This is a genomic window from Streptomyces sp. NPDC086549 (assembly GCF_044746205.1).
Taxonomy (GTDB): Bacteria; Actinomycetota; Actinomycetes; order Streptomycetales; family Streptomycetaceae; genus Streptomyces.
This window is the reverse complement of the sequence record NZ_JBIVBS010000024.1, coordinates 1-24,507: the sequence shown is the minus strand read 5'-3', so window position 1 is coordinate 24,507 and position 24,507 is coordinate 1. Positions and strand designations below refer to the sequence as shown.

The window sequence follows — 24,507 nt, the reverse complement described above, 5'->3', positions numbered from 1 at the left end:
TTCGCGGGTAAGGGCGTTGCCCCTCCGGCCTGTCTCACCCGCGTCGGCTCATGTCTCCCGCAGCGGTGCGTACACGTCCGCCGACAACCCGAACGTCCAGGCGACGCCCTCCCGGGCCGTCCTGGTTGTCGGCGGGACGCGCAGCCAGTAGGTGCGCACGGTCCCGTCCGGCTCCGGGGTGGAGTTGAGGACCTCCACCATCACGACCGGCTCGTCGCCGTCCAGGCCGATGCGCCAGAGCGTGCCCGTCGTGTCCCGGTGCACGGGGCGCGCCCCGGAGTCCGTGAGATAGCGGTCGTAGCCGTAGTACTCCAGCATCACACGGCGCAGCTCGGCGTTCTCCTCGGCCCGGATCCGCTCCGGCGTCAGGGTGCGCAGCTCCGCGAGGAAGGAGGCCGGAACGGGCATGCCGCGCCAGGCATGCAGGGCGAAGCCGTCGGGATAGGCGAGTGCCGGCCCGTCCCCACGGTCGAGGCGGCCGGCCTCGTCGCGGTGCAGGGCGACCGGGCGTTCGCACACGACAGCCACCTCGGCGAACGGCCACCACCAGCCGGCGCTGCGGCACACCTCGGCCAGCCCGTCGAGCGGAGCCCGGTCCGTGGCGAAGGCGGCGAGCCAGGGCGCGTCGTGCTGGCCCAGTACGGCGTCCAGCAGAAGCAGCCGGATCTCCGCTTCTTCACGGGCGCGGGCCGCCCGGTCCGGCTTGCCGGTCCCGTCGGACGTGCCGGGCCGTTCGGCTCCACCGGAGCCGTGCGGGCCCGAGCCGGCGCCGGTGAGCTCCTCCAGAACGCCCTGGCGGATGCGTTCCACGAGCGTCTGCGTCGTCTCCCACAGCCTGCCGCCGGTGGCCGCCCAGTGGGCCGACCAGCCCTCTGCCCCCAACTCCGCGTGCAATCGGCCGCGTTCGTCCGCCCAGGGCGCGGTGCGCACCGCCTCCCGGACGCTGGGCCCGGTGTCCTGCGTGGTCCGTATCAGGGTGACCGCCTCACGGGGGGAGCCGGCCCACACCACGCGTTCCGGCTCCGTGAGTCCGGCCCGTCGGTAAGCCAGACGGACGCCTCGCTCGGCGCTCGCCCGGTCGGCGGGGGCCGTCTCCGTGGCGCACGCGCGCCACGAGGCGGTCTCCTCAGGAATACCGGCCCGGTCGCCGATCCCGGCCACCGCGTCCATGATGCTCATCGAACCCTCCGTCACCTTCCGCAGCACCTCGCTCAGTCCGCCACGATCCGCACGGACCCCGGCACGTACTCCCGCTGCCGGACCACCCGGTACCAGCCTTTGGGCAGGGCGATCGCCGCGTGCTCCTCATGGACCACCCGGCCACCCTGGGGGAGGCGCAGCAGCAGCGGGCCGAACGGCCCCGGCTCCCGCACGAGTTCGCCCGGCCCGAGGACCGCGTGCGCATGACCGGTGACCTCGCCCAGCGCCAGCACGAGCCGGCCCCGCCCGTCGCGCGGCTCCCTCGGGGCCGCGGCGACGTGCGACGGAACCGCCTCCTCCGTCACGGGCACGATCAGCACGTCTCCCTGCCGGTACACGGCATCCCTCCCTCCGGCCGACGCACCGCGCACCGGCCTCATGGCACAGACCGTAGAAGCCGCCACTGACAACGGACCGGATCCGGGCCCCACCGCACAGCGTTGTCAGTCCCACTTGGTACAACTGCGGTCATCACAGAACGGATCCTCTTTCGCCACGGGAGCACCCGCATGACCATCGGTGACCACCTTCACGCGCTGTACCGGCTCCCCGCCCGCACCTTCCCCGGCCCCGACGCCCGTACGGACGACCTGCCCGACGCGGACTCCGTGGCCTGGCGGATCACGAGTGACGTGTACGACGCGGACGAGGACTGGACGGAGGCCTTCGCCCGCTTCTGCGCCGCCGTCGACACGACCCGCGTGCGGGCCCTGGCGGTCGGAGCCTGGCAGGAGGCGTACGACACCGATCCGTCCGAGGTGATCGAGGCGCTGCTGGCCGCGCGGCACCGCTTCCCCGCCCTGCGGGCGCTGTTCCTCGGCGACATGGTCATGGAGGAGTGCGAGATCTCCTGGATCAACCAGACCGATGTCACCCCCCTCCTCGCGGGCTTCCCCGACCTGGAGGAGTTCGGCGTGCGCGGCGGATCCGGCCTGAGTTTCCCCGCCCTGTCCCATGCCGGGCTGCGCCGCCTCACCATGGAGTCCGGCGGGCTGCCCGCCGAGGTGGTCCGTGGTGTGGGCGCCAGCGACCTGCCCGCGCTGGAGCACCTCGACCTGTGGCTGGGCACCCCCGACTACGGCGGCGACAGCGAGGTCCCCGATCTGGAGCCGATCCTGTCGGGCGCCCGACTGCCACGCCTGCGCCATCTGGCCCTGCGCAACAGCGAGATGCAGGACGCCGTCGCCGCGGCGGTGGCCGCCTCGGCGGTCGTCGCCCGGCTGGAGGTGCTGGACCTGTCCATGGGTGTCCTCACCGACGACGGCGGCGCCGCGCTCCTCGCCGGTCAGCCGCTCACGCATCTCAAGCGGCTCGATCTCCACCACCACTACCTCAGCGAGCCGCTCCTGGAGCGGATACGTCAGACCCTGGAGCCGGCGGGCGTCGAGGTGGACCTCGACCGCGACGACGCGGACGAGGACCAGTACGACGACGGCACGGTGTGGCGGTACGTGGCCGTGGGCGAGTGAGCCCGAGTCCCATGAGCCACTACCCCTCGCACCTCCAACGCCATGTCGCCGTCGGTGCATGACCCGGGACCGCGCTTCGCGGTCGTCGGCAACCCCGAGAACCGCCGAGTCACCCTCTTCGGGGACGCGGTGCGCGCGGCCGGGCTCCCCGCCCCGCGTGTCGTCGCCTGGACGGACGTGCTGCGGGCCGGCGGAGCCGAGTTCGGGGCCGAGGAGATCGTCCGGATCGACTCGCCCGGTGAGAACGCGGAGGTGGACCGGCTGTTGCGGGGCGCCGATGATCCCACCCGGGTGGAGGGCTCGGCCCGCTGGTACGCAGGGTTCACCGCGGCGTTGCGCGGGCTTCGCGGCGGCATCCGGCTCGACGACCCGGACGATCTCGCGGTGCTGTTCGACAAGCGCCGATGCCACGCAGTCCTCGACTCGGCCGGAGTGCCGGTGCCCGCCTCGCCCACCTCGGGGCCAGGGGCCGCGCCGGTGCGCGGCTGGGACGACGTACGGGCGCTGATGCGGGAGCACCGGATGCCGCGGCTCTTCGTCAAACCCGCGCACGGCTCGTCCGCCTCGGGCGTGCTGGCCGTGGAGTCGGGCGGCGGCGGCCGGATCAGAGCGACCACTTCCGTGGAACGCGCCGCGGACGGCCGCCTCTACAACTCGCTCAAGGTGCGACGATACGAACGCGAGGCGGACATCGCGGCCGTCGTCGACGCGCTGGCCCCGGACGGCCTGCACGTGGAGCGCTGGCTGCCGAAAGCCTCACAGCACGGGCGCGCCGCGGACCTGAGGGTCGTCGTCGTGGCCGGCCGGGCCACCCACGCGGTCGTCCGTACCAGCCGCTCACCCCTGACCAACCTCCACCTCGGGGGCCGTCGCGGCGATCTCGACATGGTCCGGCAGGCCGTCGAGGCGGCGGGCGCCCGCTGGAGCGACGTGCTCGGCGTGTGCGAGCGGGCCGCGGACTGCTTCCCGCGCACCCTCTGCGTCGGCGTCGATCTGCTGCCCGCCGTGGGCTGGCGCCGAGCCGCGGTCGGTGAGGTGAACGCGTTCGGCGACCTCCTGCCGCGTCTCACCGGCCTGCCCGGCAGCGGCGCCGAGAGGCTCGACACCTACGCCACCCAGGTCGCCGTCGCCCTGCGCCGCATCGCTCCGGGCGGGCCGACCGTCCCTGCGCACCACCCGTACACAGAAGGAAATCCGCATGCCCTCGTCCGCCCCGATGCCTGAGCCGGACATGAACGAGGTCGTGGGCAGCCACGACCTCCTCCTCGTCACCCTGGACACCCTCCGTTTCGACGTCGCCGCCGAACTGGCCGCGGCGGGCCGCATACCGAACCTGGCCCGCCATCTTCCCGGCAGCCGCTGGCAGAAGCGGCACGCTCCGGGCAGCTTCACCTACGCCTCCCACCAGGCGATCTTCGCGGGCTTCCTGCCGACCCCGGCCGCTCCCGGCCCGCATCCGCGCCTGTTCGCCGCGAGCTTCGCGGGCAGCGAGACCACCGCCGACGGCACCTTCGTATACGACACCCCGGACCTCGTCTCCGGCCTCGCCGAGGTGGGCTACCACACCGTGTGCGTCGGCGGCGTGGGCTTCTTCAACAAGCAGGGTCCGCTGGGCTCGGTGCTGCCCGGCCTGTTCCACGAGTCCCACTGGGCACCGGAGTTCGGCGTCGCCTCACCCGCCTCCTTCGAGAACCAGGTGGCCTGCGCCGAACGCGTCGTACGCGAACTTCCCCAGGAACAGAAGCTGTTCCTCTTCGTCAACGTGTCCGCCCTGCATCAGCCGAACTGGTTCCACCTGCCCGGCGCGACGCGCGCGGCCGGTGACACACGCGCCACGCACGCCGCCGCCCTGGAATACGTGGACCGGCACATCGGACGGCTCTTCGCCGCCGCGAGCAGCAGACGCCGCTGCTTCGCCGTCGTCTGCTCCGATCACGGCACCGCCTACGGCGACGACGGCTACACCGGCCACCGCCTCGGCCACGAGTCGGTGTGGACCGTGCCGTACGCCCACTTCTTCCTGGACCACCCCGCCGAGGCCGCCCGATGACCACAGCCCAGCTCACCAGCCCCTACCAGCACTACGTCTACGCCTACCCCCACAAGACCGCCTACCGCCGCCTCCCCGAGCGGCCACCCCTGAAAGCCCTCTGGGCGGCGGAACCCAAGGACGCCCTCTCCCTCTACCTGCACATACCGTTCTGCGAGGTCCGCTGCGGCTTCTGCAACCTCTTCACCCGCATCGGCGCTCCCGACGGCCTGACCGGTGCCTACCTGGACGCCCTGGAACGGCAGGCCACCGCCGTACGCGCAGCCCTGGAGGACAAGGACAAGGACACGGACAAGGACGAGGTCCGGTTCGCCACGGCCGCCTTCGGCGGCGGCACCCCCACCTTCCTCACCGCCGCCGAGCTGGAGCGTCTCTGCGACATCGCCGAGCACCGCATGGGCGCCGACCTCCGCGCCGTCCCGCTGTCCGTCGAGGCATCACCCGCCACCGCCACCGCCGACCGGCTCCGCGTCCTGGCCGAGCGCGGCGCCACCCGACTCAGCCTCGGCATCCAGAGCTTCGTCGACTCCGAGGCCCGCGCCGCCGTACGCCCGCAGCGCCGCGCCGACGTCGAGGCCGCCCTCGGCCGCATCCGCGACGCCCGCATCCCGGTCCTCAACATCGACCTCATCTACGGCATCGACGGTCAGACCGAACAGACCTGGCTGCACTCCCTGGACGCGGCCCTGTCCTGGCGCCCCGAGGAGCTGTACCTCTACCCGCTCTACGTCCGTCCCCTCACCGGCCTCGACCGTCGCAGCCCCGACCCGGGCTCCGACCCCGCCTGGGACGAGCAGCGGCTGCGCCTGTACCGCGCAGGGCGCGACCACCTCCTGGCGCACGGCTACACCCAGCAGTCCATGCGCATGTTCCGCCGCACCGACGCCCCGCCGCAGGGCGGCGACGACTACGCCTGCCAGACCGACGGCATGATCGGCCTCGGCTGCGGCGCCCGCTCCTACACGGCCGGCCTGCACTACTCCTTCGACTACGCCGTCGACATGCACGAGATCCGCGGCATCATCGACGACTATGTGGCCGGCGACGCGTCCGACTTCGCCCACGCCCAGGTCGGCTACGCCATGGACCCCCAAGAAGCGCGCCGCCGCCACCTCCTGCAGTCCCTCCTCCAGGCCGAGGGCCTCCCCGTCGACGACTACCGGGCCCGTTTCGGCAGCCACCCCGCCGACGACTTCGGCCCCGAACTCGACCGCTTCGCCCACCGCGGCTGGCTGACCGGCACCGATCCGGCCACGCTCAGGCTCACGCCCGAAGGCCTCGCCCACTCCGACGCCATCGGCCCCGAACTGTTCTCCCCGACGGTGCGCGCCGCCATGGCCGCCTACGAGAGGAAGTGACCGGCCCGCCGTGGACCTGACCCTGCTCTACCGGGGGCCGCTCGCCTCCTGCGACTACGACTGCCCCTACTGCCCCTTCGCCAAGCGACGCGACTCGACCGCCCGACTGCGCGCCGACCGCGCCGCGCTGGAACGGTTCGCGGGGTGGGCGGCGGACCGGACCGACGACCGCTTGTCGATCCTCTTCACCCCGTGGGGCGAGGGCCTGGTCCGCTCCTGGTACCGGCGCACCCTTGCCGACCTGTCCCACCTCCCGCACATCCGCCGGGTCGCCATCCAGACCAACCTCAGCTGCCGCACCGACTGGCTGGCCGGGGCCGACCCCGACACGCTGGCCCTGTGGTGCACGTACCACCCGGGCCAGACCCCCTACGACCGCTTCCTCGCCAAGTGCCGCGACCTGGCGGACCGCGGCATCCGCTTCAGCGTCGGCATCGTCGGCCTGCCCGAACACCTCGACGCCGCCCGGCGCCTCCGCGCCGACCTGCCCGAGCATGTCTACCTGTGGGTCAACGCCGCCGAGGGCCACACCTATGAGGACCCCGAGGCCGACGGCTGGACCGCCCTCGACCCGCTCTTCCCGTACAGCCGCCACCCGCACAGCAGCGCCGGACTGCCCTGCCGCACAGGTGAGTCCGTGATCTCGGTCGACGGCGACGGCACGGTCCGCCGCTGCCACTTCGTCCGCGCCGTACTCGGCAACCTCTACGACGGCACCTACCGCGCGGCCCTGCGCCCCCGCGCCTGCCCCCTCACCACCTGCGACTGTCACATCGGCTACGTCCACCTGGAGACGCTGCCCCTGTACGACGTCTTCGCGGGCGGCGTCCTGGAGCGCGTCCCGGCCGTGGCCCCCGTGCTGTCTCACGAGGTGAACAGCACCAACTGATCAGCGACCCAGGGGTCGAAGGTCGTCAACTGGTCGGCGATCCAGGGGTCGGTGCGGTGGGAAGAGCGGTCCATCGCACGGAGGCCGCTGTCGGAGTGGTCGGCCACGGCGGCAGCCCGTGTGACGCCTGGCGCGGCGGTCCGAGAGGTGGCCGCGGGCGCGGGGCCGGCGGCTGCGAACGCGGCGCACGCGACGAGGGAGATGGCGATGCCCGCCTGGGCCAGGCGCCGCTTGGTCTTGTTCATGGCGTTCCTCCTTTGGGGCCTGCCGTTCATGACCCTGTTCAAGCTACGTTCGCCAATCTGCTTGAACAAGCAACTAACCGGGTGAGGTGAGGCACATGTCGATCGGGGTGGATGTGGGGGCTCGATATGTCATCATCGGATTCGTGCAAGATTCAACCATATTGCGGAGGCGGAACGCGGCGGAGCGGCGGATCCGTCACCTCTTCCGTCGGGTGCGGGTCAAGCACACCCGTCATGCGGTGCACGGCTTCAAGACGCTGATCGCGGCACTGCTCGCCTGGGTCGTCGCGGGCCAGTGGGCTCCCGGAGGGCGCCCCTACCTGGCGGTCGCCACGGCTCTGCTCATGGTCAACGCCTCCACGGTGTACCGATCCGTGACGAAAGCGGCGCAGAACGTGCTCGCGAGGATGGCCGGCCTGACCTTGGCCCTGGTGACAGCACGCCTGCTCGGGCCGACCGCGGCGGCCGCGGCGGTCATCGTCGTCATCGCCGTGCTGGCGGGGCCCCGCCGCACCGCGGACGACCGCCTGCAAGTCGCCTCGACCGCGGTCATCGGCCTGGCCGCCGCGGCGGCCGATCCCATGGCCGGTGTTGTGCCGCCGGTGCTCGAGACCCTCGTCGGCGCGGTCGTGGGCATCGCCGTGAACGCCCTCGTCCTGCCTCCGCTCTACCTGGAGGAGTCCGAGTCCGCTGTACGTGGCCTGGCCCATGCGATGGGGACGCTGCTCCATGACATGGGCGTCGGCCTGGCCCACCACCGGCTCGCCGCAGCGTCCCACACCTGGCTCCTCCGGGCGCGGAACCTGGACGAACGTCTGACCCGTGCCGAGGAACAGGTACAGCGGGCGGACGAGAGTCTGCGCTGGAACACGCGATGCGCCGCGCAGGCCCGGCGTAAGGGCGATCCGACCGCGAGCGAGGCCTTGAGAGCCCTGCGCGGGGTCTCCCTCCAGGTCCGCGGCATCGCGCGAACCCTGGCGGACAATGCCCACGGCAGCCACGCCGACCATCGCCTGGGTCAGCAGTTCCTCGACCGGTATGCCGAGACCCTGCAGCTGGCGGGAGCCGCCGTCCAGGCGTTCGCCGAACCGCTGTCACGCACCGGCTCGGGCGGGACGATTCCCCGGGAGAGGCTGCACGGGGCGATCGAGGGCGCAATGACCTGGCACGAGGCCATGACCGGCCGGATCGAGGGCGGCACCCTCGCCAGGCCGGGCGCGTGGCACGTGTACGGCTCGCTCATGACCGATGTGGAAAGGCTGCTGGCCGACCTGGACCGGGTGGACGTCCACGTGAGGAGAGTTGCCGCCCGGGCCGCGCGGTGAGGTTCGCCCATCTCCACGTCGTACGCGTGCGGCCCGGCCGGGCGTCCTCGGACCACCAGGGGCGCAGTCGGCGTGGTTCGGGCCGCCGTCGGCGACGGTGCCTCGGATCAGGACGGATCCGGGGCGGGGAACATGCTCAGCAGCATGACGCTGGGCTCGGTCGCTCGGACGGTGTGCGGCAGCCGGGCGGGCAGGTGGATCCAGCATCCCGGGAGGGCTTCGGTCTTCTCCTCGCCGAGCACCAGGTCGAGGCGGCCCTTGACGACCTGGATGACCACGGGCAGGGCCGAGGTGTGCTCGGTCAGTTCCTGGCCGGCGGCGAACGCGAACCCGACCACACGCAGCCGGTCGTCGCGGTACAGGACGCGGCTGAGGGTGCCGTCCTCCGGGACGGTCAGCTCGGCGGTCAGGTCGGTGATCACGGTGGCGGACATGAGGGAGTCTCCTCAGGGCTGGAGCGGGGTGGGGGCGGCGAGCAGGCTGATGGCGCCGAGGTGGGCGCGGTGGCGGCGGAAGACGCGGCGCATGTGCATGACCCGGCGGCGGGCGGCCGGGTCGCGCAGGGCCCGGCAGGCGATGCCCAGGGCTTGGGCCAGCCCTTCGTCGGCGACCAGTCGGCGCGGCTCGAGCAGCGCCATGGGTGCCGTCCTGCGGGCGATGACGGTGAAGCCCTCGTCGGCGAGGAGCTCGCTCCAACCGGCCGGGGTCAAGGGACGGGCACCGACGTGAATCGTCTCGTGCAGGTCCGCGGCGATCCGGTCGGCGAGCGCAGGGTCGAGGCCGTCGGGCAGCAGGCACATCTCGTGGATGGCGTACCTGCCGGTGGTGTCGTCGAGCAGGCGCCGGGCCTCTCGTACGACGCGCCGTTTGGCAGGGCCGGGCTGCATCGTCAGCATCGCCTCCCCGTACACCACGGTGGCGCTGCCGTCCGGCAGCCCGGTGGCCGCCGCGTCCGCCCGTACCGCGGACACCCGGGTGGGGGCGGGGGCGGTGAGGGTGCCCAGCAGGGTCACCGCGGCGGGATCGCGGTCGACGGCGGTGTAGACGGCGGGGTGGCGGGCGAGTGTGAGGCGTGCGGTGGCGCCGAGGCCGGCGGCCAGTTCCACCACCTGGTCGTCCGGGCCGACGCCCAGGGAGTCGAGCATCCACCGGGTCAGATCTAGCCCGCCGGGGCGCAGCACACGCTTGCCCAGGCGTGCCAGGAGCCAGTGGCCGGGCATACGGGCGGCGTCCAGTCCGTCGCCGGGGACGGGGATGTCCTTCTGGAGGGCCTGAGGGTGCGTCGATGCCATGCCTGTGCCTCGCTCTCTGCGCGCACCGTCACTACTTAGGCGAACCTAACTCGAAGGGGTGCTCAAGTGCGGGGGCCGAAGGTCCCGTCCGAGGGGCCATGCGGGCCGTCGTGCTCTGCCGGAGCGACGGACGTCCCGAAGGCCGGCGGCCGCCGCGGGCTGCCGTTCAGCGCGTGTCGGGTGCTCCGCCGAGTTCGCGTCCCGTGACCACTTCGGACTCGATGCGTACGAAGACCGTGTCCTGCAGGGGCATCCACGAGCTGGGGCCGGTCTGCTCCAGACGCTCCTGCTCGGCGGGGTCGCTCACCGCGGTGGCCCGTCCGGTGACGACCACGCTCCAGCCGGACTCCGTTGCCGCGTTGAACTCGTCCGCCTCGAAGGCGACAACGACGCCGTCGATGGCCCGCACGAGGTCGGAGGCGGCCGAGGTACGCAGGACGACGGCGCCGTCCGCGTCGAGGGAGAAGTTGATGGGGAGGACCGCGGGCAGTGCCTGCCGGGTGTACACGACCCGGCCGACCGGCACCTTGGCGAGCAGGCGCAGAGACTCCTGCCGGTCGAGTGTGCGAAAGCCATCGTTCTGGAACATCAGTCCATCGTTCCCGGCCGCGCCGCGAGGAGGTAGGGCCGACCGGCCCACTTGAGCGGCCCCGCGGACCAGGGGCGCCGTGCCCGACTCGCTGTGCTCGGGTCGGTCTGCCCGGGTCGGTCCGCCGAGCGAGCAGGCTTGTCGTTGCTTCCACGGAGCCCTGGGCGCCCCGGCCGTGCGGGGCGCCCAGGGCTCCGGTCGTCAGAAGGTGCCCGCGTTGAGCGCCTTCTGAAGCTGGCTGGTGGTGTTGGTGTCCCAGGTGTCCTGGGGCGCCAGTCCGAGGTGCTTGTCGAGGGCGGTCGCGGTGTCGGGGCCGGTGATGCCGTCCGCGGTCACGTGCAGGTAGGTCTGCAGGGCCTTGACGGTCAGCGGTCCGAAGGCGCCGTCGACCTCCAGCCCGGCGTTCCCCTTGCTGTTGAGGGTGCGCTGCAGGGCGGCGCATGTCGCCGGACCGAACTGCCCGTCGACGACCAGCAGGGCGGGCGGCGCGACCAGGGCCTTGGGCTTGATGACACCGGAGTGTCCGGCCAGGGCGGCCTTCATCAGCGCGGCGGTGTGGGGGCCGTACTGTCCGTCCACGGTCAGGTGGTTCCTGCTCTGGAAGGTCCGCAGCGCCTTGTCGGTGGCCGGGCCGAACTGCCCGTCCACGGTCAGCCCCGCGTGCTGGACGGTGTCGAGGTTCTTCTGCAGCGCCTTGACCGCCTTCCCCGTGGAGCCCAGCCGCAGGATCCCGTCGTGGGACGGCAGGGGAGCGGCGCCGTCGTAGGCGGGCCGGCCGTAGCCGACCACGCAGGCGCTGTTGCGCAGGCGGCGGCGGAAGGCGTCGGAGGTGTTGCCCTCCAGCGTGGTGATGGTGCCGTTGGAGTGGACCGCCTCCACGAGGCCGACATGGTCGATGCCGCTGATCGAGCGGCCGCCGGACCAGTCGAAGAAGACGACGTCACCGGCGCGGACACCGCCCAGGCCGTAGTGCCAGCGGCCGTGCGCCTGGAAGGCACGGGCGTGGGCGGTGGTCAGGGCGTACTTGCCCATGACGGCACTCAGGTTGCCGGAGTGGGCGGCCTCGTAGCTGATCGACATGTCGCACCACGGGCCGCTGAAGCCGTACCAGGAGGTGACGAGGTTGCGGTTGGAGCCGGGCGGGTGCTCGGCGGTGCCCAGCAGCTTGCGCGCGGCGGCGATCATGCCCTGTGCGGTTCCCATGTCACAGCTCCCAGTCGTCGTCGAGGGCGTCGATGTCCGAGGTGACCTCGTGGTCGGGGTCCTGACTGACGCCGGCCTGGTCGGGGTCGACGTCGAAGAGGCCGGCGCCTGCGGCCGGGTACGGCGGGGGCTGTTCGTTGTCCGTCATGAGCGTGGGCTCCTGTGTTCGCTTGGATTTCGGGTGATGGGTCACTGCGCCCCGCACGCCGGCGTCGGACGTCCATCGATCCGTCCGGTGCCCGGCGCCGAAGGGCTCGGTGACCGCCTTGCACCACCGAGTTCAGCGGCCCGGGAATTGAATGGGCAGCCGCCTTCGCCACCCTGATCAATGGCCGCACCGCAGGTCACAGGTCACAGCCCTGCTCGCTGACCGAAGAAGGCGCCTCTGGTTTGCCCTCGCGTCGCAGTGGCGCGTAGCTTCCCGGCCAGCACGCGCCGCATCCACGGGGGAAGCGGGACGGGGGAGGGGAGCTGGTGATGGCGGGGCGTCCCGAGAGCCCGCTGGACCCGAGCGCCGGGCCGGCACAGCGGTTCGCGGCGGAGTTACGCAAGCTGCGCGCGGAGGCGGGCAGCCCGACCTACCGGTCGATGGCGCGGCGCACCGGCCAGGGGGCGAGCACGCTGTCCCAGGCGGCCGCTGGGGAGCGGCTGCCCACTCTCACGGTGCTTCTGGCTTACGTCCGTGCCTGCGGAGCCGACGAGACCGAATGGGAGGGACGCTGGCGTCAGGCGGCCGCACAGGAGGCGGCCGAACCCCGCTCCCGGGAAGAGGAGGACCCCGAGCCGCCGTACCGGGGGCTGACCCGCTTCGAACCCGCCGACGCCGGCTCGTTCTTCGGCCGCGACCAGCTCACCGACCGCCTTCTGGAGCTCACCCGGTCCCGCAGGCTCACCGCCGTGTTCGGGCCGTCCGGGAGCGGCAAGTCCTCCTTGCTGCGCGCCGGCCTCATCCCCCGCCTGCGCGACCCGGAGCGGAGCGGGCCGCGGCCGGCCGCGCTGCGTGTCCTCACCCCCGGCGAGCATCCCGTGCGCACGCATGCCGAGCGTCTGGTCCCGAAGGACATGGACGGCGACACGTGGCTGATCGTGGACCAGTTCGAAGAGCTCTTCACCCTGTGCGCCGACCCCGTGGAACGCGACCGGTTCATCGACCACCTGGTCGCCGCCACCGATGCGGAAAGCCGGCTGCGGGTCGTCATCGCCGTCCGCGCGGACTTCCTCGGCCGCTGCGCCGAGCACGCACGGCTGACCGCCGCGCTGCAGGACGGGACCGTCCTCGCCGGGCCGATGAGCCGAGACGAGCTGCGCGAGGCCATCGTCAAACCCGCCCAGAGCACGGGCCTGATCGTCGAACGAGCCCTGACGGCACGCATCCTCGACGACGTCGAGGGGGAACCCGGGGCGCTCCCGCTGATGTCCCACGCCCTGCTGGAAACCTGGCACCGGCGCAAAGGCCGGGCCCTGGGTGTCGAGGCCTACGAGGGAGCCGGCGGCCTGCACGGTGCGATCGCCCGCACCGCCGAGGACATCTTCGCCCACCTCACTCCGGCACAGGCCGGGCTCGCCCGCCGCATCCTGCTGCGCCTCGTCACCCCGGGCGAGGGAACCCCCGACACCCGACGGCCCGTGCCGCGCACGGAACTCGACTTCGGTGACCTCACCGACACCGAAACCGTCCTCGAACGGCTCGCACGCGCCCGCCTGCTCACCCTCGACCACGACACCGTCGACCTCGCCCACGAGGCCCTGATCGCCGCGTGGCCCCGGCTGCGTGACTGGGTCGACACCGACCGGGAACAGCTGCGCCGACAGCGCAGGCTGACCGAGGCGGCGGCCGGGTGGGAGGCGCTCGGCCGGGACCCCGGTGCCCTGTACCGCGGCACCAGGCTGGACATGGCGGAGGAAGCGTTCGCCCTCGCCGACCGCAGGGGCGAACTGACCCGGACGGAGGAGGAGTTCCTCACCGAGAGCATCGACGCCCGAGACCGTGAACGGCGGGGCGCGGCGCGTACCACCCGACGGCTGCGGCGGCTCGCCGCCGGCCTGTCGGTGCTGCTCGTCCTCGCCGTGACGGCAGGACTGGTGGCCTGGCAGCAGAACCGCGCGAGCGAGCGGCGACGTGTACAGGCAACCGCGCGCCGCCTGGCGGACCTGGCGGGCACACTGCGCGACTCCGACCCGCAGACGGCCATGCGGCTGAGCGTGGCAGCCTGGCACATCGCCGACATCGCGGAGACCCGCTCGGCCCTCGTGGACTCCTTGGCCCAGAAGGACAGGGACGCCTTCGCCCCGCCGGACGCGGACCGCACCGATCAGGACTTCCTCACCGACGACGGGAACACCCTGGTCGAGGTCGCCGAGACGCGCATCACCACCTGGGACGTCACCACGCACCGCCGGACCGGTGTCCACCCCGGAACGGGACGCGGGGAGACCGCGCTGGCGCTGAGCCCGGACGGGCGCCGCCTCGCCCTGGCCCGGCACAACCGGATCGTCGTACAGGACCTGGCCACGGGAAGGCGGACCCCAGGGCCGCCCCGTCAGCCGAGCGACGTCGCCTTCGGACCGAGCGGGCACACTCTGCTGCTCGCCGACCAGATCCGCGAAGGCGGGTGGTTCGAGGTGTGGGACATCGCGCGTCGACGTGCGGTCCTGGAGCAGCACGTTCCGATCTTCGACCTCTCCTCGCCACCCGTCCTCGCTCCCGACGACCGGCACGTCGCCGTATGTCCTTCAAAGAGCCATGTCCAGCTCCTGACCGTCCCCGGACACCGAACCGTGCCGCTCGCACAGTCCTCGGCACGCGCGGCGAGCGGAGAGTGCGTGACGACGTTCAGCCCGGACGGCAGGAGGCTCACGGTCGCCACGGGTGCCGACGTCCTCACCTGGGACACCGCGACCGGAAAACTCGTCGGACGGTTCAGCGGCCGCGACATCGTGGAGTTGCGCTACAGCGCGGACGGCAGGACCCTGGCCGCCCTCGGCGCCGACCAGGTCTGGGTGTGGGACCAGCCCGCCGGCCAGGCCCAGCCGCGAGCCGGCTACCCCGTCCAGGCGCAGGGCGCATCCGACCTCCGGCCGGACCGGTCGGGCCGATGGTTCCGCTTCGTCACCGCGGACGTCGACAGGCCCGTGATGGTACGCACCGTCACGGGTGCACCACGGCCGCGCGCCGACGCCCCGTCGGACGAGACCTGGCTCAGCCCGGACGCCTCGCTCCTCGCCACCGCCCGTCCGGCAGGCGAGCAGGAGCGGTTCACCTTCACAGGAACCGGGGCCGGCTCACACCCCGACAAGACTCAGGCACTGCCCGTGTGCCCCGAGGCCCCCACCTCGACCGATGGCAAGATGGCTGACGGCTCGTCGGTGAACTGCAACTCCCTGCTGGCGTTCTCCGCCGACAGCCGGACGGCCGTGTACACCATGGCCGACCTCAACAATTCCGTGGCGCACCAGCGTTTGGCCGTGTGGCACGCCCGGGGCTCCCGAGCCGCCACCCTGAACCTGCCCGTCGACCCGCCAGCCGCGGTGGAGCAGATCGCCCTCGGACCGGACGGCCGGACCCTGTTCGTCTCCCTGGTCGATGACACGGAGGAACGTGTCGACGCCTGGGATCTGCGCTCGCGTACCAAGCGCGTCCTGCACCGTATCGGCGGCGGCATCCTGGCCGTACGCCCCGACGGGCAGGTGCTCGCGGCCTCCGACGGCCGCTATGCCGAGCTGACCTCGGGCCATGTGGCGGCGATGCCGCTGGACACCGATCTCGGCGACCTGGAATCCGGCGGAGTCGCCTCCCACGACAACACCAGGGACCTGACCGCACTGACCTTCAGCAGGGACGGGACCTATCTGGCCGCCGAGCAAGGACAGCAACGCGTCCTGCTGCTGGACGGACAGATGGGCAAAAGGCTGGCCTCCCTCACCCCGACGAGTCCCGCCGACGACTCCTCGGCAGTCGCGACCGCGCTCGCGTTCTCGCCGGACGCACGGACTCTGGCGGTGTCGAGCCCCACCGTCCAGCTCTGGGACGTCGCCGCGCTCCGGCCCATGGGCTCGGCACTCACCGATCCGCCCGACGGCGACGACCCGAACGACGGCGTGTCCACCCTGGCGTTCAGCCCTGACGGAAGGAGCTTGTACGCGGCAGGGCGCCACCCCCCGCTGCAGACGCTCCCCGCTTCCCCTGACTCGGTGGCCCAAACCGTGTGCCGAAGGGCCAGGGGAGGCCTCAGCCGCCAGACCTGGCACCGGCTGATCCCCGAACTCGATTACCGCGGCACGTGCTGAGCGGGTGTACCGCGTCCACCGATCGGACGGCCTTCACCACGACGCTGCGGGCGAGGCCGTGGCCGGCACTCGATCGGATCCCGTGCCGGCCGGGAGTGGTTGCTCGGCCCAGATCGTCTTGCCTCGTGTGTGGTAGCGGGTTCCCCAGAGCTTGGCGAGCGTCGCGACCATGAACAGCCCGCGCCCTCCCTCGTCGGTGTCCAGGGCGCGCCGTATGTGCGGGGACGTGCTGCTGCCGTCGGAAACCTCGCAGATCAGGGTCGTACGGTCGCGGATCAGTCGTAGGACGACGGGGGGCATGCTGTAGCGAAGCGCGTTGGTGACCAGCTCGCTGACCAGCAGTTCCGTGGTGAAGGCCAGCTCCTCCAGGCCCCACGCGGCCAGCTTCTGAACGGCCCAGGCACGTGCCTGTCCGACGGCCTCGGGGACGGACTCCACTTCCCGGGTGGCGTGGCTCTCAGGCGCGAGTGCGCGCACTCGTGCCAGCAGCAGAGCCACGTCGTCCTGAAGGTGGTCCGGAAGGAGCCGGCTCAGGACGTCGTCGCAGAGCGCCTCGAGCCCGCTGGACCGCCCGTAGGCACACGGATCCGGTCCGGGGCGTTGGGAGGGCCACGGCGAGCGAAGACGCGTCCGGGTTTCCCCGTCGTCGCCCCACGGCCTGCTCAGCCCAGCGGTGCAGAGCACGAGGGTGTCGCCCTCGGCGAGCGTCACGTGGTCGCACTCGAAGGGGATCCCGCCGGTGCCCAGCGGCGCGCCGACCGGGACGTCGACGCCTCTGACCCCTCCGGCGGAGGTCAGCACCGTCGGCAGGGGGTGGCCCGCGCTCGCCAGTGCCCAGGACGCGGAGATCGGGTCGAAGACCGTGTACAGACACGTCGGCCCCGGCCCGGCGAGGTCCGGTCTGTCCGACTGCTCGTCCCGGAGCCGCGTGACCTGATCATCCAGATGAGCGAGCAATTCGTCGGGAGAGTAGTCCAGCTCTGCCAGGGTGCGCACCGCTGTGCGCAGCCGGGCCATGGCCACCGCCGCATGCAGCCCATGCCCCCCGGCATCCCCGACCACGAGGGCGACCCGCGCCCCCGACAGGGGGATGACATCGAACCAGGCACCTCCCAGCACCACCTGCCCGGTCGCCGGCAGGTAGCGCGATGCGGTCTCGATGCCGCTGAGGGTGGGCAGGTGGTGCGGCAGCAGACTGCGCTGGAGCGCCATCGCCGTGGTGCGTTCGCGGGTGTACCGGCTCGCGTTGTCGATGCAGACGCCGGCCCGCGTCACGATCTCCTCGGCCAGCGGGACGTCATCGGCCTCGAACGGGTGCGCCCGGGCGAAGCGCGCGAACACCACGACACCAAGGACGGCACCTCGTGCTCCCATCGGCACCACCAGGCAGGAGTGAACTCCACGCTCTTTGAGCTCCGCGGCCCGCTCCGGGTTCCATGCGGTCAGTGCGGTGCTGAGGTCCTGCCCGGTCAGCAGCAGTGGCCTGCCGAGGACGAGTGCCCTGGCGCCGGGCCAGCCGGGCTCCGCGGCGAACGGATCGATCTCGCCCGTACCGAGCAGCCTCGTGGGGCGCTCCCCCGGCAGTATGGTCTCCGCGGCCCGCCGTAGCGGCTCGACCGCCCTGGCAGGGCCGCTCACCGGCTCTTCGCCGCCGAAGACCGATTCGAGCAGATTGACGTAGGCGTAGTCGGCGAACAGTGGCACGGACACGTCCGTGAGCTCCTTCGCCGTGTACAGGACATCCAGCATGCTGCCGATCCGGGCGCTGGCCGCGTTCACCAGGTCCAGCCGCTCCCGTGCCCTGGCCTCCTCGGTCCTCTCGAACACCATGTGCGCCAGCGCGATGACCTCTCCGTCTGTGTCGCGCAGTGGCAGGATGCTCTCCGACCACACCTTGTCCCGGTCCGGCTCCCGGGGATCACGGCCGCGCACCTCGGTGTCGGTCAACGCCTTGCCCTCGGTCAGGACACGCCGCTGGCGTTCTTCCAGCGCAGTCGTGTCCAGCAGCCCGGCCGGGGCCGCCTCCTGCATGGTGAGGCCGATGACGCTGTCGGCGAATCCGGGGGCGCGGCTGCTCGACCTGTTCTGGGCCAGGAACCGCAGATCGGGGTCGAAGACGTCGATGATGAACGGCGACTCGGTGAACAGGCCTCTCAGGAGCGCCTGGCGCAGCTCGCGCTGCCGGCCCGCTTCCGCGCTCTCGGCCTGCAGGAGGCATTGCGCCGCGTCGTCGCGGGCGAAGGGGTGTGCCCACAGGACCACCCCCACCGGGTGGCCGTCACGGTGACGCAGCGAAGAGGCGCCGACACGGGTGGACCGGTCGGCGCGGCAGAGGTCCGCGATCCGGGCCGTGTCGCCCTGCGAGAGCACCAGACTCTCCCAGGAAAGTCCCCGGGCCTGCGCCGAGGTGTAACCGAGCAGTCGCTCTGCTCCCGGGCTCCAGCTGACCACCACGCCGCGCCCGTCCACGACGGCGAACGCGTCCCCCCGTGGCTCGACCGGCGTGTCAGGCAGCATGGTGTCGCACCGCTCCATTCGGCATCGTCACGCCCGGGACACCCACATGTACATGGTGCCTCGGTCCATGACCCGTGGCACCCGCTGAATCGACGCTGCCCTGCGCTGTCGGGGCTCAGTGGACGGAGAACCCGCCGTCGACGAAGATCGCCTGCCCGGTGACGTAGCCGGAGGAGCGGCCGGCCAGGAACACCGCCGCTCCGGCGAAGTCCTCGGCCAGGCCGTTGCGCCCGACCATCGTGCGCGCGGCCAGCTCCGCCACCTTCTTCGGGTCGGACGACAACCGCGCATTGAGCGGGGTCATGACGAAGCCGGGCACCAGCGTGTTGCAGGTGACACCGTACGGCGACCACGCCTCGGCCTGGGAGCGGGCCAGCGACTCCAGCGCCCCCTTGGAGACGCCGTAGGCGCCGCTCTGGACGAACGCCCGGTGCGCCTGCTGGGAACTGATGTGGATGATCCGCCCGAAGCCCCGCTCCGCCATGCCGGGCCCGAACCGCAGGCCCAGCAGATAGGGCGCCTCCAGGTTCACCGCCATCGTGGCGTCCCACACGTCCTCGCCCAGCTCGCCCATCGGCGGCCGCAGGTTGATGCCGGCGCTGTTGACGAGAATGTCGGGCTCGCCGAACACCTCGGCCGCCTGCTCCGCCGCCGAGCGCACCCCGTCGCGGGTGCCCAGGTCGGCGCTCACCCAGCCCGCCCGGCAGCCGTCAGCCGCCAACTCGTCGACCGTGGAGGTCAGTTCCGGCTCCTTGCGCGCAACGACCACCACGCTCGCCCCGGCTCGTGCGAGAGCCCCGGCGATGGCCCGGCCGATGCCCGAACTGCCGCCCGTCACCACGGCGACCCGGCCGTCCAGCGAGAACAGTTCGGAGAGGTAGCTATGCGAGATCATGACCGCACCTTAGACGGAGAGTCCGCGACGACAGTGCCCCGGGCGGAACGCGTCGGTGGGGCACCAACCGGGCGGATCCGGCCATTGCTCGGGCTCTCTCCACCGTTGCGTGAACTCCCCGAGCGCGCTGTGATCCTGACACTGAGCCATGCGGCCGGTGCGTGTTCGACGCGGTGGTGACACCAGGGGTCCGGCGTGCGCGCCATGGGGCGCAGCGTGGAGGCTTGGTCGCCGGGCCGCGGCCAGGTGAGCCGGTGCCGGGCACGCGCAGCGGTGCGGCGGACGTTCCTGCCCGCCTGTGCGCGCAGGCACCCGCAGGACGAGCGAGCGGTGCCGCTCCGCGGAGCCCGGTGCCGTTCCCCGGACGAGCTGTCCGGTGCCCTGGTGACCGCGGTCGAGCCTCGCGTGACCCCGCCGTGAGGGGCGTGCTGTGGCGCGAATCAGAGAGCGGGCCGCCCCCTCGCACCCCTTTTCGCCCCCCGCGTTGCGATTGCCGCACCTTAGGGTGCCGAGCATGGCCCGTACTTGTGCACGACCGGATGAGCACCTCGGTGTGCTTCCCGGCCCGCTCACCTGTGGCACGGCCCTCAGGACCGCCCATGAGCGTCCGGTCGGGCCGGTCGGGCCGGGGCGGAACGGGTTCGGCCCCAGAGATGCCGGTGCAAGCGCTTTCGCGGCCCGCCGTCCGATCACTCCCGGCTCGCGCATACCCTCACATCACCGGCCTCATCACCGGCCTGCGGACCGGTTGCCACCGTGCCGCGCACACCGAAAGAAGGCAGACGCCATCGTGTTCCAGGAAACTCCCATCTACAACCGTCTCGTTGCCGAGCGAGGCGACATCCCCGCCCGTGTACGTGGCGAAGCCGATCGCATACGGCGTGATCTCGCCCAGGTGATGCGCTCCGAGCCAGGGGCCGCCGCAGGCCTGTTCGGACAGTCGGCCTTCTCGGCCGGAGAGTTCCTCCCGTCTCCCCGTAACCCGTTGGCCTGACCCCCCATCAGGACGGCGGGCGGGCCATCCGCAGTCGTTCCGCAAGGAGTTGGCGGCGTCGCCCCGACAGGCAGTCGGCGACGCCCTCGACCGATTCCACCGGCACACCCGGGCAGGTGCGCCGGCACCTGTCCCGACCCCGCCGCCCGGGCACGTCGGCCGAACACAACGCCGGGGCCGGACACCCTCGTTCCGCGTCTCAGCCGCGCGGCGCAGCCGTGCTGTGTCTGATGACCAGGGAGGTCGGGACGAGGTCGGTGCCGGGCCGGGAGGTGCCCCGGGTGCGGATCTGTTCGAGGGCTCCCTCGACGCAGCGGCGGCCGACCTCCGCGAAGTCCTGGCGGACCGTGGTGAGGGGCGGTACGAAGTAGGCGGCGTCGGGGATGTCGTCGAAGCCGACGACGCTGATGTCCGTGGGCACGGAGAGGCCGCGCTCGTGGAAGGCGCGCAACAGGCCCAGAGCCATCTGGTCGTTGGCTGCGAACACGGCGGTGCAGGCGGGTTCCTCGGCGAGGGCGAGGCCCGCCGTGTAGCCGGACTCGGCCGACCAGTCGCCGTGCAGGGGCGGCGGTACCGGGCGTCCGGCCTCCTCCAGGACCGCGCGCCAGGCCTGTGTGCGGCGCTGGGCGGCGAAGGAGGTCTGGGGGCCGGTCACGTGCCACACGGTCCTGTGGCCCAGGCCGAGCAGGTGGCTGACGGCCTTTTGGGCACCGTCGGCCTGGTCGGTGTCGACGACGCTGTAGCGGTCGCCGGCGTCGGAGTCCACGACGACGGCGTGCACGCCGGGCGGCAACTGCACGGTGGCGGTGTCGAGCAGATGGACCTCCATGATGACGATCACGGCGTCGACGGCCAGCTCGCCCATCCTCGTGAAGGCCCCCAGCACATTGTCCTGGGTCGGGACGTCGATGGGGATCAGGGTGATCGCGTATCCGTGGGCAGCGGCGTGTGTGGCGATCGCCTCCACGGTGCGGCTGTTGCCCGTGGAGGAGAGGCTGAACAGGATCACGCCGATGGTGTTGAACTGGCCGTAGCGCAGGGCGCGTGCGGCGCTGTTGGGCCGGTAGCCCAGTTCCCGCATCGCGGCGAGTACCTGCTCCCGGGTCGAAGTGATCACTCCGGGATGGCCGTTGGAGACCCGTGAGACCGTCTGGGAGGAGACGCCCGCCCGTCTGGCGACGTCGGCCATGGAGACGCGCTGCTTGCGGCGCTCGCCGGGCACACCGGATCCGCCCCGCTGAGCGCCGCCCGTGGGTGCGGGGATCCGCTGCACGGGGTCGTTCAGGTCCATCGCTCCGCCCGTCCCCGACTCCCTCGGCCCTGCTCCAGGTCACGTCAACACCACGCGATGGAAGGGATGTTACGCGTGGGAAACCTTGACGGCTCCTGAGGCGGATGCCACGATTCCGACGCCCTGAAGTTTACGTAAACATCGCCTGCAAGGTACCCCGGCCGAAGAACCGGCCGTCTTCTTGTCCACGGCATGTTTACGTAAACACGGGGCCGCGTCCGGTGGAGTCGCTCGTCCACACGCGAACTCCCCTCAGCCGAGCTGCCATCTCCTGAAAGGGCAAGCCGATGAGCAAGACCCCCGCACGTACCGGTCTCACCCCCCGACTGCGGACCGCCCTCGCGGCAGTCGCCGCGATCGCCGCGCTCGGCGGCTCCACCCTGGCCGGCAGCCCCGCCTCCGCCGCGCCCCGTACCGGTGACACCACCCGGTTCAAGGGCGTCAACTGGGCCGACCCGCGCGACAACTTCGCCGACGACCCGGTCGTCCTGTCCGGGCTCTCGCTCTCGGACACCTATGCCCAGACATACGTCAAGGCGAGCCGTGTGATCGCGGCGTTCCGCGCGAACCTGGGCGCCAACACGGTCCGGCTGCCCATCAACCCGTACACCGTCAACGGCTCCTACTGGAAGTCGTACCGTGGTGTCATCGACGCGGCGTCGGCCCAGGGCTTCAAGGTGATCGTCTCCTACTGGGAGGGCACGGGCGCCCGCAAGGACGGCTACATCGACGACCCCGCCACGTACTGGCCCATGTGGAACACCGTGGTCAAGGCCTACAAGTACGACGCTCACGTCTACTTCGAGCCGATGAACGAACCCCACGGCTACACGGACACGGAATGGGCCGACATAGCCGCGAAGTGGCTGGACACCTACCCGTCCGTTCCCCGCGACAGGGTCTTCGTCAGCGGTGCCGGCTACAACGACCACGTCACCTCGGTCTGCGCCGACCCGCGTCTGAAGGGTACTTACCTGTCGCTGCACCACTACGGGTTCTGGAAGGAGTACGCCACCTACGACCAGTGGGTGGCCGACCTCAAGGAGCGCATCGGCGACTGTGCCGACCGGACCGTCGCCGACGAGTTCGGAGCCCCGATGACCACCGGCCTCGACTACGACAAGGCGACTCCCGACAACAACTACGTCAACTTCATCCAGGCGGTCACCGACACGTTCCGCGAGCTGAAGATGGGGTCCGTCTACTGGCCGGGCCTGCGGACCGACGACATCTACTCCCTGCAGACCCTGGTCGGGCCCTCCTCCCGGCCGTGGCTGGCCACCACCAATCAGTCCGGGGCCGACCGCCTCGCCTGGGCCTGGGGACGGGGCAAGCCCGTCCAGCCCTGACCGGGGGCCCGCGGGGTTGCCGGTATGCGCCGCGTTCGTCTCCGTCCGCGCGGCGAACGTGGCGTCCGTCACCGTCCGCATCACCAACGAGTGCCCGGGGAGTGCGCGCCCGGGCTCACAGCCGACGGCATCGCGGTCCGGCCGCACGTCGTGCAGCCGACCCGGGTCCAGTGCGCCGGGCACCGACCCTGTTTCGCGTGCCGCATCGAACGGGGGCCGGCGGCGAAACAGGTGCCCGTACCGATCAGGAATGGAGAAGCACATACCCCCGAGCCACACGTAGTGTGAATGTCTCCACCCGACAGATGGAGACAGGATGAGCATGGCCACGAACACGGACGCGCTGTCGCCTGTGCCGTACGTTGCCGACAGCCATGATCTGATCCGTGTGCACGGCGCGCGCGAGAACAATCTCAAGGACGTCAGCATCGAGATCCCCAAGCGGCGGCTGACGGTGTTCACCGGTGTCTCCGGATCGGGCAAGAGCTCGCTGGTGTTCGACACGATCGCCGCGGAGTCGCAGCGGCTGATCAACGAGACCTACAGCGCCTTCGTGCAGGGCTTCATGCCGACGCTGGCCCGGCCCGAGGTCGACGTACTCGACGGGCTGACGACCGCGATCATCGTCGACCAGCAGCGGCTGGGCGCCGACCCCCGCTCCACGGTCGGCACCGCCACCGACGCCAACGCGATGCTGCGCATCCTCTTCAGCCGGCTCGGACGGCCGCACATCGGTTCGCCCAAGGCGTTCTCCTTCAACATCGCCTCGATCAGCGGCGCGGGCGCGGTCACCGTGGAGCGCGCCGGACAGAAGGTGAAGGAGCGGCGCAGCTTCAGCATCACCGGCGGCATGTGTACGCGCTGCGAGGGCCGGGGCTCGGTCACCGATCTCGACCTCACGCAGCTCTACGACGACTCCAAGTCGCTCAACGAAGGCGCGATCACCGCCCCTGGCTACACGGGAGGCGGCTGGAACTCGCGGCTCTACAGCGAGTCGGGCTTCTACGACCCGGACAAGCCGATCCGCAGGTTCACCAAGAAGGAGCTGCACGACTTCCTCCACCACGAGCCGACCCGGATGAAGATCGCGGGCATCAACATGACCTACGAGGGTCTGATCCCGCGGATCCAGAAGTCGATGCTCTCCAAGGACAAGGAGTCGATGCAGCCGCACATCCGGGCGTTCGTCGAGCGGGCCGTCACGTTCACGGTCTGCCCCGACTGCGACGGCACCCGGCTCAACGAGGGCGCCCGGTCGTCGAAGATCAAGGGGCTCAGCATCGCCGACGTCTGCGCGATGCAGATCAGCGATCTGGCCGCCTGGGTCCGCGGTCTCGACGAGCCGTCGGTGGCGCCGCTGCTGACGGCGCTGCAGCAGTCGCTCGACTCGTTCGTGGAGATCGGCCTCGGCTATCTCGCACTTGACCGGCCGGCGGGCACGCTGTCGGGCGGCGAGGCGCAGCGGGTGAAGATGATCCGCCATCTCGGCTCCTCGCTCACCGACGTCACGTACGTGTTCGACGAGCCGACCATCGGCCTGCACCCGCATGACAT

20 protein-coding genes and 1 pseudogene are annotated in these 24,507 nt (G+C 71.6%); 10 read left to right on the top strand and 11 right to left on the bottom strand.

The window, feature by feature from the left end:
* Positions 1 to 48: 48 nt before the first annotated feature.
* Positions 49 to 1,179, bottom strand: coding sequence for a DUF6745 domain-containing protein (locus ACIPSA_RS44590; protein WP_402646249.1), 1,131 nt, complete (start codon positions 1,177 to 1,179; stop codon positions 49 to 51).
* 32 nt (positions 1,180 to 1,211) lie between these two features.
* The gene (locus ACIPSA_RS44585; RefSeq protein ID WP_402646246.1) at positions 1,212 to 1,538 is read right to left on the bottom strand and encodes a hypothetical protein; all 327 of its coding nucleotides are present in this window, start codon (positions 1,536 to 1,538) and stop codon (positions 1,212 to 1,214) included.
* Positions 1,539 to 1,709: 171 nt separating this feature from the next.
* Between ACIPSA_RS44585 and ACIPSA_RS44580 the strand changes: the two genes are divergently transcribed.
* The 5 genes from ACIPSA_RS44580 to ACIPSA_RS44560 are packed head-to-tail and all read left to right on the top strand — an operon-like array spanning position 1,710 to position 6,966.
* Positions 1,710 to 2,669, top strand: coding sequence for an STM4015 family protein (locus ACIPSA_RS44580; RefSeq protein ID WP_402646243.1), 960 nt, complete (start codon positions 1,710 to 1,712; stop codon positions 2,667 to 2,669).
* Between the two features lie 42 nt (positions 2,670 to 2,711).
* Positions 2,712 to 3,893 carry an STM4014 family protein gene (locus tag ACIPSA_RS44575; RefSeq protein WP_402646240.1) on the top strand — a complete coding sequence of 394 codons (1,182 nt, stop codon included), beginning with the start codon at positions 2,712 to 2,714 and terminating at the stop codon, positions 3,891 to 3,893.
* Positions 3,894 to 3,900: 7 nt separating this feature from the next.
* On the top strand, positions 3,901 to 4,719 hold the full coding sequence (locus tag ACIPSA_RS44570) for an STM4013/SEN3800 family hydrolase (RefSeq protein WP_402646449.1): 819 nt from the start codon (positions 3,901 to 3,903) through the stop codon (positions 4,717 to 4,719).
* Positions 4,716 to 6,077: an STM4012 family radical SAM protein gene (locus ACIPSA_RS44565; protein WP_402646237.1), complete on the top strand. Its 1,362-nt coding sequence runs from the start codon at positions 4,716 to 4,718 to the stop codon at positions 6,075 to 6,077. Before ACIPSA_RS44570 ends, ACIPSA_RS44565 begins: the two co-directional genes overlap by 4 nt.
* Positions 6,078 to 6,087: 10 nt before the next feature.
* The gene (locus ACIPSA_RS44560; protein ID WP_402646234.1) at positions 6,088 to 6,966 is read left to right on the top strand and encodes an STM4011 family radical SAM protein; all 879 of its coding nucleotides are present in this window, start codon (positions 6,088 to 6,090) and stop codon (positions 6,964 to 6,966) included.
* Here ACIPSA_RS44560 and ACIPSA_RS44555 read toward each other — a convergent pair.
* The gene (locus ACIPSA_RS44555; protein ID WP_402646231.1) at positions 6,942 to 7,211 is read right to left on the bottom strand and encodes a hypothetical protein; all 270 of its coding nucleotides are present in this window, start codon (positions 7,209 to 7,211) and stop codon (positions 6,942 to 6,944) included. The genes ACIPSA_RS44560 and ACIPSA_RS44555 overlap by 25 nt on opposite strands.
* A gap of 143 nt (positions 7,212 to 7,354) precedes the next feature.
* Between ACIPSA_RS44555 and ACIPSA_RS44550 the strand changes: the two genes are divergently transcribed.
* Entirely contained in the window at positions 7,355 to 8,536 is a 1,182-nt protein-coding gene (locus tag ACIPSA_RS44550) for an aromatic acid exporter family protein (RefSeq protein ID WP_402646228.1), read from the top strand.
* Between the two features lie 107 nt (positions 8,537 to 8,643).
* Here the strand turns inward: ACIPSA_RS44550 and ACIPSA_RS44545 are convergent, their stop codons facing one another.
* The 5 genes from ACIPSA_RS44545 to ACIPSA_RS44525 form a co-directional block, all read right to left on the bottom strand.
* Positions 8,644 to 8,970, bottom strand: a complete 327-nt coding sequence (locus ACIPSA_RS44545) for a cupin domain-containing protein (protein WP_402646225.1) — start codon at positions 8,968 to 8,970, stop codon at positions 8,644 to 8,646.
* Positions 8,971 to 8,982: 12 nt separating this feature from the next.
* A complete protein-coding gene (locus ACIPSA_RS44540) occupies positions 8,983 to 9,828 on the bottom strand; it encodes a class I SAM-dependent methyltransferase (protein ID WP_402646222.1) in 846 nt (281 codons plus the stop codon).
* Between the two features lie 166 nt (positions 9,829 to 9,994).
* Positions 9,995 to 10,417, bottom strand: a complete 423-nt coding sequence (locus ACIPSA_RS44535) for a pyridoxamine 5'-phosphate oxidase family protein (protein WP_402646219.1) — start codon at positions 10,415 to 10,417, stop codon at positions 9,995 to 9,997.
* Between the two features lie 201 nt (positions 10,418 to 10,618).
* Positions 10,619 to 11,620, bottom strand: a complete 1,002-nt coding sequence (locus ACIPSA_RS44530) for a peptidoglycan-binding protein (protein ID WP_402646217.1) — start codon at positions 11,618 to 11,620, stop codon at positions 10,619 to 10,621.
* Between the two features lies 1 nt (position 11,621).
* Positions 11,622 to 11,768, bottom strand: coding sequence for a hypothetical protein (locus tag ACIPSA_RS44525; RefSeq protein ID WP_402646215.1), 147 nt, complete (start codon positions 11,766 to 11,768; stop codon positions 11,622 to 11,624).
* 329 nt (positions 11,769 to 12,097) lie between these two features.
* On the opposite strand from ACIPSA_RS44525, the gene ACIPSA_RS44520 reads away from it, so the two are divergent.
* Positions 12,098 to 15,907 (top strand): hypothetical protein, encoded by a 3,810-nt coding sequence (locus ACIPSA_RS44520; RefSeq protein ID WP_402646212.1) that lies wholly within the window; start codon positions 12,098 to 12,100, stop codon positions 15,905 to 15,907.
* Between the two features lie 33 nt (positions 15,908 to 15,940).
* Here ACIPSA_RS44520 and ACIPSA_RS44515 read toward each other — a convergent pair whose 3' ends face one another.
* On the bottom strand, positions 15,941 to 18,424 hold the full coding sequence (locus ACIPSA_RS44515; protein ID WP_402646210.1) for a SpoIIE family protein phosphatase: 2,484 nt from the start codon (positions 18,422 to 18,424) through the stop codon (positions 15,941 to 15,943).
* A gap of 115 nt (positions 18,425 to 18,539) precedes the next feature.
* The gene (locus ACIPSA_RS44510) at positions 18,540 to 19,319 is read right to left on the bottom strand and encodes an SDR family NAD(P)-dependent oxidoreductase (RefSeq protein WP_402646207.1); all 780 of its coding nucleotides are present in this window, start codon (positions 19,317 to 19,319) and stop codon (positions 18,540 to 18,542) included.
* Positions 19,320 to 20,109: 790 nt separating this feature from the next.
* Between ACIPSA_RS44510 and ACIPSA_RS44505 the strand changes: the two genes are divergently transcribed.
* A complete protein-coding gene (locus ACIPSA_RS44505; protein ID WP_402646204.1) occupies positions 20,110 to 20,313 on the top strand; it encodes a hypothetical protein in 204 nt (67 codons plus the stop codon).
* 199 nt (positions 20,314 to 20,512) lie between these two features.
* Here ACIPSA_RS44505 and ACIPSA_RS44500 read toward each other — a convergent pair whose 3' ends face one another.
* Positions 20,513 to 21,502: a LacI family DNA-binding transcriptional regulator gene (locus ACIPSA_RS44500; RefSeq protein WP_402646447.1), complete on the bottom strand. Its 990-nt coding sequence runs from the start codon at positions 21,500 to 21,502 to the stop codon at positions 20,513 to 20,515.
* 389 nt (positions 21,503 to 21,891) lie between these two features.
* Between ACIPSA_RS44500 and ACIPSA_RS44495 the strand changes: the two genes are divergently transcribed.
* Positions 21,892 to 22,953 carry a glycoside hydrolase family 5 protein gene (locus tag ACIPSA_RS44495; RefSeq protein WP_402646202.1) on the top strand — a complete coding sequence of 354 codons (1,062 nt, stop codon included), beginning with the start codon at positions 21,892 to 21,894 and terminating at the stop codon, positions 22,951 to 22,953.
* A gap of 316 nt (positions 22,954 to 23,269) precedes the next feature.
* Positions 23,270 to 24,507, top strand: a pseudogene (locus tag ACIPSA_RS44490) (excinuclease ABC subunit UvrA); the annotation flags it as partial.